This is a genomic window from Acidobacteriota bacterium (assembly GCA_038040445.1).
Taxonomy (GTDB): Bacteria; Acidobacteriota; Blastocatellia; order UBA7656; family UBA7656; genus Onstottus_A; species Onstottus_A frigus.
Genome location: JBBPIG010000065.1, coordinates 1 through 6,158 on the forward strand (window position 1 = coordinate 1; position 6,158 = coordinate 6,158).

The 6,158-nt window shown below is 58.2% G+C and carries 4 protein-coding genes; all 4 read right to left on the reverse strand.

What is annotated here, in order from left to right:
• Positions 1-496: 496 nt before the first annotated feature.
• Positions 497-1,765 (reverse strand): beta-ketoacyl-[acyl-carrier-protein] synthase family protein, encoded by a 1,269-nt coding sequence (locus tag AABO57_28890; protein ID MEK6289751.1) that lies wholly within the window; start codon positions 1,763-1,765, stop codon positions 497-499.
• 105 nt (positions 1,766-1,870) lie between these two features.
• Positions 1,871-2,485 carry a TRAP transporter TatT component family protein gene (locus tag AABO57_28895; protein ID MEK6289752.1) on the reverse strand — a complete coding sequence of 205 codons (615 nt, stop codon included), beginning with the start codon at positions 2,483-2,485 and terminating at the stop codon, positions 1,871-1,873.
• 218 nt (positions 2,486-2,703) lie between these two features.
• Positions 2,704-3,522: an outer membrane lipoprotein-sorting protein gene (locus tag AABO57_28900; GenBank protein MEK6289753.1), complete on the reverse strand. Its 819-nt coding sequence runs from the start codon at positions 3,520-3,522 to the stop codon at positions 2,704-2,706.
• A gap of 137 nt (positions 3,523-3,659) precedes the next feature.
• The gene (locus AABO57_28905) at positions 3,660-6,032 is read right to left on the reverse strand and encodes an MMPL family transporter (GenBank protein ID MEK6289754.1); all 2,373 of its coding nucleotides are present in this window, start codon (positions 6,030-6,032) and stop codon (positions 3,660-3,662) included.
• Positions 6,033-6,158 lie beyond the last annotated feature (126 nt).

Genomic DNA, 6,158 nt, shown 5'->3' on the forward strand with positions numbered 1-6,158 from the left:
CAGACTCCCGGAGACTACTGCAATTACACAAATCAAAAACCATCTATCATAGAAGAGTTCTTTCAGCGGGTACCCTCGCTGGATAGAAAACACGGCTCCAAGGACAACTAAAAGTAGAATTGGAACAAAGACCCTGGCGCCGAAAGTATCACGGATAAAACTTAAGATGTCAGTAACCACGCCGATATTTCCCCTAGCTTACCATTCACCAGCAAGCTAACTGTGTGTAGCTGGTTTTGAAATAAGATTTCGGCTTCATTTCTTTTCCGAACAAGAACAGACGGCCGTATCCCGGTAAACCTTACCGGCTCACGCATAAGGCTGCAAGGCCGGGGGACGCCGGAAGTTTATTCGGTTTCCGGATAAGAACTCCCGGACCCATCCACTCAAAGCCCACCGGCTGGACTCCTGACTTCGTCTGCCGCCCCGGTTCAAGACGAGAGTAGTATCGTCGTCTTTACATCTGTATTTTAAGATCTGGGTGTCAGGTCTCACTCTACTCAAACTTCTTGAACACCAGCGCCGAGTTCTTCGACCCGAAGGCGATACAGTTGCACAGCGCGGCGTCGATGCGGACTTCCCGCCCGTGATTAGGCACATAGTCGAGATCGCATTCGGGATCGGCCACCTCGACGTTGATCGTCGGAGGCGCGTAGTTGTGCTTCATCGCCATCAACGTCGCTATGACCCCCGCCGCTCCCGACGCGCCTTGCGCGTGACCGATCATTGACTTGGTTGAGCTGGCGGGAATCTGCCGCGCGCGATCGCCGAAAGCCATGCGCACCGCGGCAGACTCCGTGCGATCGTTGATCTTGGTCGCAGTCCCATGAAGATTCAAATAGTCGATTTCATCCATCGTGAGCCCGGCGCGTTCGACCGCCATCCGCATGGCTCGCGCGGCGTCGTGACCGGTCGGCGCGATCTGCACTCGATGATATGCGTCACAGGTCGAGGCGTAGCCGGCCAACTCGGCATAAATTCGCGCGCCGCGACTGAGCGCGTGTTCGAGTTCTTCGAGTATCACAATCCAGGCGCCTTCGCCGAGCACGAACCCGTCGCGATCCGCGTTAAATGGCCGCGAGGCCCGCGATGAATCGTTGTTCCACTTCGTCGTGACCGTGCCCATTCGGCAGAAGGCGGTCATCAATCCGAACGTTATGCAAGCCTCGACCCCGCCCGACACGACTGTATCGATCTGACCGAGCCGGATCGCGTTCCACGCGTATCCCATCGCGTCGGTCGAGCTGGTGCAGCCGGTCGAGAGGACGTGACTCATGCCGTGGAGCTGGTAAGCCATGCTTATCTCGCTCGAAAGCATGCCTACGAACGACGCGACGATCGAGTAAGGGCTGACTCGGCGATAAGCGGCATCGTGATCTCCACGGTCGTAGTACTGCTTGTACTGGCGCTCGGCGAACTCGATTCCTCCGGCTCCGGTTCCGATGATCACGCCGATGTTCTCGCGTTCGGATGGGGTTAACGCCGCGAGCTTCAGCCCTGCGTCTTCGGCGGCTTCATCGGTCGCGAAGAACGCCATCGGCACCGCGCGTTGCACGCGATCTTTGTCTTTCTTTGAAATGTAGCGGTCAAAGTCGAAGTCTTTGATTTCGGCCGCGACCTTACAGGACAGCTTTGATGCATCGAACAGAGTGATCGGACCGGTGCCGCTCACGCCGCCGGCGGTAGCTTCCCAGTAAGCTTGGCGGCCGATGCCGTTGGGACTGACGGCTCCCATTCCGGTGACTACTACGCGCCTTAGACTCATCAAATCCGCCTCCGGTTGGTGTGGCTGCATCGCCCCAAGCTAACGAGTGGTTGATTGTACGACACGGCGGTCGCATTTATCCACGCGAGCGGCGAACTCGCGCGACTATGACTGGGCGAGTCGTTCGAGTAGTGAACGAGCGAGGTCGCAATCACGCTTGTTCTCGAATACCCACTCGGCATCGATCGGATGCTCGATCACCTGTTGAAGAAAGGAAGCGGCGCGGTCGCGCTCGCCGTTGTCAATCGCCAGCTCGGCGGCGTAGGTCAACGTCACGCTGTTTGAGGGGGCGATTTCAAGCGCGCGTTCGAGAAGCTCGCGGCTGCGTTTGCGGCTGCCACCCAGAATCCTCGGCGCTTTGTGTTCGAGCCGTCCGAGCACACGCAGCGGTCCCGCGTCATGATAACTTTCGCTGATAGCAGCCGCCCTCTTCAGCTCGGCGCGGGCCCACCGAAGCGCTCGCGCCCCTCTTATGCCGCGATCGACCTCGGCGAAAAGGGAAAGGTTTACCCCTACCCAGAAATGCCCCTCGACTCGCTCGGGATTGAGGGCGATGGCGCGTTCGCCTGCGCCGATGCCGGCGCTGTAGAGCTGCTTGCCGGAGTCGCGCGAGCCGGCTTGCTGACCGAGGAAGAAAAGCGCTCGCGCAAGGCGCCACTGCACCTCGTAACGGTCGCTGCCGCCTCGCGCGCCTGAGAGCATCATGACAGACTCTCTCACCGCGCCGGGCTCCGCGCGTTGTCTGTACAGTTCGTCGGAACGACCGACTACAGCGAGAAGATCATCGGTGGGCATACGCAAGAAGCATGATGTAATTTCCGATTTGCGATTTGCGATTGCCGATTTCAGTGGTGCGGTGCAAGGTCGGCAATCGGCAATCGGCAATCGCAAATCGGAAATTCCCGGTGGTGGTATTCCGGCCTTTTTTCACGCGCTCTCTACCTCGACGCAATCTTCTTCAAGTGCTCGCGGGTGAAGATCGAATCGCTCAAGTTCTGATCGTACTTCACCTCGACGGCTTCAAAATCAATCTTCTTAAGCCGGGCGCGATTGTCGATGCTCCAGCGCAAGCGAGTCCAATGACCGGCGATCTGCTCCATCTTGCTGACCGCGAGGCGGCGGGCCAGCTCGGAATGATTGTCGTAAAACTCTGCTTGCAGCGCCGCGAAATTTTGCTTTGAGATCAGCAAGACCAGACGGGGGAACTTTGACTCCGCGCCTTGTTTGAGCTTGCCGTCGAGGCGATAGACGGCTGTTGCTTCGTACGTGTCCTCACCGGCGAGGACAAAGTCGTATTTCTCCGGTTGACTCTCTGCGAGTTCTTGAGGCGTCAAACCGAACAGCGCGTCTTCACTTGTGGCGTCGGTGGCGACCAGGAAGCTATCGGTGCTCTGCACATAACGAACGGCTTCGATTCGGCCGTCAGGAAAGACCGTTATCAACCCGTCGCGGTCGCGTTCTTCAACCGGAGCGGTAAACTCGACCAACATCATAAGCCGTCCGTCCGGCTCACGCTTTCGATAGATGGTCAACTGGATCTGCCGCGGCGCGGTGAGCTCCCCAAGTCCAACTGATGGGCTCTGGCCGTTGATCTGCGCGCGCATCTTGATCGTCGAGTTGCGGCTGTTGTCGATCGCGCGATATCGCTCGATGATTTGCGCGGCATCGATCTCCGTGGAATGCGGGCTGTTTTCGTTCTTAGGATTCGCCGGACTTCCCTCTGGCTTCTTTTGGCATCCGGCCAATGAGATAAACATCAGACAGGTACAGGCTATGCGCCGACCCCTGGTCAAGGACGGCCCGCTGTAGTTCGCTCGGGGGGATGAGCTTTTGGCTGTTCGTTGGATTTCAGACTCGGCAAGATTTGGCATTGATGTGTCGGACGCGCTCAGCTTCATTCTTCCTTCTTTCCCAACGCCGCGCCTGCAAACAGTTTCGACTTCATCAGCACCGGCAGCAGTATCAGATCGGCCGCGAGGCAAGCGGCGATCGTCAGCGCCCACAGAAGCCCCGCTACGCGCAGCGGCACAAACGACGATAGCACGAAAATCAGAAAAGCCGCGATCAGCATGACATTAGCAAGGACCATCGGTTTGCCGGTCCGCAGCATCGTCAACCATATCGCCCATCCTTCGTCGGTTGGCGGCGGAATAGGGAGCCGGGCATCGGTAGATGAGGACTCGCGTTCGGCTACGCACTGCCGATAACGGCGGATCATATGTACAGCGTTGTCGACGGCGAGCCCGAGCACGGCGCTGGCGACAAGGCTCGTCGTTATATCCAGCGGGATTCCGCTCCAGCCCAGGAATCCGAAGTAGCAGATGATCGGAAGCAAATTCGGAATCAATGCGAGGAAGCCGGTTGCCAGCGAGCGGAACAGCGCAACCATCATCAAGTAAATCGTGACCAACGCGATCGCAAGGCTCGAAGACTGCGAAGCCGCTACCGCATCTGAGGCATCGTTGAGAAGTATGATTGAGCCAGTTGCTCGTTGCGAAATCCCTGCCGGAAGATTTACTACTGACCACGCGTCGATTTCGCGGGTCAGTCTTCGCAGCTCGTTGGAGCTGAACAAATTCACTCTGAGTATGATCACTAGTCGCGAACCGTCGGCGCTTACGAGACGAGAAAGCGACTCATCTTGCGAAAAATAGTCGTGGAATATTAACGAGAGCCTGCCGTAGTCACTAGGAATCTCCTCGGCCCCCTCAACGGTGTTGACGTGGGGGCGTGGCAATACGCTGTCGATGCGCTTGATAATGTCGACCGCCGAAATGCCGGCGTCGACTCCAGGCTGCTTAAGCGCGAACTGCTCGAGCGCCAAGGCCGCCCGCAAGAAGTCGGGGATGGTGATTGACCCGGGCGCCCCAGTGACCACCAACTGAACGGTAGCTGCGCCCGCCAGCCGCCGGTGAAACTTCTCGGCGTCCTGCACCGTCTCGCTCTTGCTCGGGAATATGTGCAAGTAGTCCGTGTTGAACTGGAGCCAAACCGCTCCTGCGCCAATCGCGATCGTTGCGGCGAAAGTCGTGATCAACACCGCGCGCCTCCGAAACAGTACCAGCGCGGTGATGTTGACCAGCGATTTGTTCAGCCATGTCGCATAGTCGTTTCGCCGGGGGCCAGTCTTGCCCAGGGCTTCGCGTGGAAGCAGCGAAAGCGCGGCCGGAATGAAAGCCACCGTTAGCACGAGCATTGCAAGGACGCCGAGCGCCTCAAAGATGCCCATGTCTCGCGCCGTCGGGACGGCGCTCGACGCCAGCGCGCCAAACCCCGCGGCCGTCGCCAAACCTGAAACAAGCACCGCCGGACCTATGAAGGTTAATCCGTCAAGCCATGCCACTCGCTCGCTGTCGGTGGTAGCCTTCGGATCAAGACCGCACATCGAGATCCGATACTGATTTAACACGTGGAAAATGTATGAGCTGCCGACTGCCATCAGCACAGTCGGCAGCGTCAACGTCGCGAGCGTAATGGGGCGGCCGAACAAGCTCATCAGCCCGATGGTCCAGATCAGTCCGATCACCAACGCAGCCATCGGCAGCGCTGCTCCCCAGAAGCTGCGGAACGCAAAAAGAAAAACGCCGAAGCACAGCACCGCGGCGATTGGCGAAAGCACCAGCATATCGCGAAGCATGCTTCGGATGGCGCGCGCATCGACGATGGGAACTCCGGACAGGAACACTTCATCGCCATCCGCTTCGGACTTTGCGACGCGTTCAACCTGTTCAGCTACCGCTCGAGTCTCGGCTTCGCCAAGTGCTTTCAGAAAAACATCCACGGCGGCCGTCTTACCGTCGGCTGAGACGTAGTGCCGCACGCACAACGGATCATTGGTGACTTCTTCCTTGAGTCTGTTGAGCTGTGCGGCGTCCGCTTGACGGAGGCTGCGCAGATCGATCAAGCGCCCTACGCTGATGCTACCGGCATCGCGGGTGATCGCTTTGACGTTGGTGAGGCTCATCGCCTCAGCGACTCCGCCAACAGCAGCGAGCCGGTTGGTCAAACGGTCGAGTCTTTCGAGAAAAGTCAGAGTGAAGACGTCAGTCGTGCTGACTCCTATTACGATTACTCGATCATCACCGAATATGCCGCGAGTCTCATTGTAGAAACGAAACGTCTCGTCCTTGCGGGCGAGCATTTCAGGTGAACCGTTGAAGCTGACCCCGCAAATGAGAATCACGGCCAGATAGCCGATGGTGATTGCAAGCGTCGCGGCGATGATGGGCTTGGGATGTAGAACAACGAACTTCGCGGGCTGGGTCATAGAGGCGGCTCGCGGCACTCGATTGATTGCGGCTGGGACTATACGGGATGACGGCGGAGGAGTCAAACAAAGGGTAGTGTCCTAATCTTGTGTTGGTCGACTAGGACACTATCGGGCGACCGCGTA

Excerpts from the sequence above, each read along its gene's own strand:
- AABO57_28890 (MEK6289751.1), bottom strand. The coding sequence starts at position 1,765 with ATGAGTCTAAGGCGCGTAGTAGTCACCGGAATGGGAGCCGTCAGTCCC.
- AABO57_28900 (MEK6289753.1), bottom strand. The coding sequence starts at position 3,522 with ATGTTTATCTCATTGGCCGGATGCCAAAAGAAGCCAGAGGGAAGTCCG.
- AABO57_28905 (MEK6289754.1), bottom strand. The coding sequence starts at position 6,032 with ATGACCCAGCCCGCGAAGTTCGTTGTTCTACATCCCAAGCCCATCATC.